The following is a 1,324-nucleotide window of genomic DNA, read 5'->3' on the forward strand; positions in this document are numbered from 1 at the left end:
CGCCCCTTGTGTTCGGAAATCCTGGCAGAATGTGCGAACGGGCGGTTCTCGCAAAACCGCCCGTCGCTGGATCTGAGCCCGTAGCGCCCCAAACGCGGCAGAGCCTGTTTCAGAGCTAGGGACAGCTCCGGTGATCTTCCTGAACCCGAACAGTTGCAAGGGCCTCGAGCCCATACAAGGCAAGGAAGGGAGTGGATGATGACACAGATCGCAAACGGTGTCGCCGGCATCGATGTAGCCAAGCACAAGGTGGACAGCTGCATTCGTGGTCTTGGATCACGGCAGACGTTTCCGAGTAGCCCGCACGGGCATCGCCAGCTGGTGGCCCTGCTTCGCAAGCACAAGGTGAGCAAGGCCGTCATGGAGGCCAGCGGCGGCTATGAGCGCGAATGGGCCAAGGTGCTGCGCCAGGCCGGGATAGAGGTGCGGATCGTCGATCCCAAGCGGGTTCGCAGCTTCGCCCTGTCGGCCGGTCGACTGGCGAAGAACGACACGATCGATGCGGAGATGATCGCCTGGTTCGCCGAGACGTTCAACGACGCACCGAGTCAGAGCTATGATGCTGCCCGCGAGGAACTGGCGGGACTGGTAAAAGCACGTAAGAACCTGATGGATCTGAAAACCCGTTTGCAGAACCAGAACGAGCATGTTGTGCCGGGATTGGCGCAGAAGGCCCATTCCCAGGTGTTGAAGACGCTCGCTGCCCAGATTGCGAAGCTGGAAGCTGCGATCTCCGCCAAGGTCAAGGCGACACCGGAGTTTGCCGAGCGCGCCGAGATCATTGAAAGTGTGCCGGGGCTTTCTTGCACGACCTCCGCGATCCTCATTGCAGGAGCGCCGGAGCTCGGCAAGGTGAGCGACGAGATCGCCGCCGCCCTGATCGGGGTAGCCCCTTATGACGATGACAGCGGCAAGCGCCGCGGCGAACGCCACATCAAGGGAGGTCGCCGCTGGGTAAGAAACGGCCTGTTCCTTCCCTGTCTCGGCGCAGCGACCCAGCATAATCCGGTGCTCAAAGCCTACTATGAGCGCCTCACCGCCAAGGGCAAGGAGCCGAAAGTTGCTCTCATTGCCTGCATGCGCAAGCTGATCATCATCCTCAACACGATGATCGCGCGCGGAGAAAAATGGCATCCTAAGCCACCACGCGTTGCGGTGAGCTGATCGAGCGCCATGCCCCGCTCGGTCGAGGACCGAGCGCATACCAAGCCCTCAGGACGGCGAGCGGACGGGGTCAAGGCCTTCAGCCGCCGAAGGCGGGGGCGCGTCTCGCGCCAGCCTTGAGGCCGGCCGATCGCCGGCCTACCTCAACAGCACAGTTGCT

The 1,324-nt window shown here is 62.2% G+C and carries 1 protein-coding gene; it reads left to right on the plus strand.

The window, feature by feature from the left end; all coding sequences use genetic code 11:
* Positions 1-195 precede the first annotated feature (195 nt).
* On the plus strand, positions 196-1,164 hold the full coding sequence (locus BRAO375_RS22585; RefSeq protein WP_139031450.1) for an IS110 family RNA-guided transposase: 969 nt from the start codon (positions 196-198) through the stop codon (positions 1,162-1,164).
* The last annotated feature ends 160 nt before the right edge of the window (positions 1,165-1,324 follow it).

This window comes from Bradyrhizobium sp. ORS 375, assembly GCF_000239775.1.
Classification (GTDB): Bacteria; Pseudomonadota; Alphaproteobacteria; order Rhizobiales; family Xanthobacteraceae; genus Bradyrhizobium.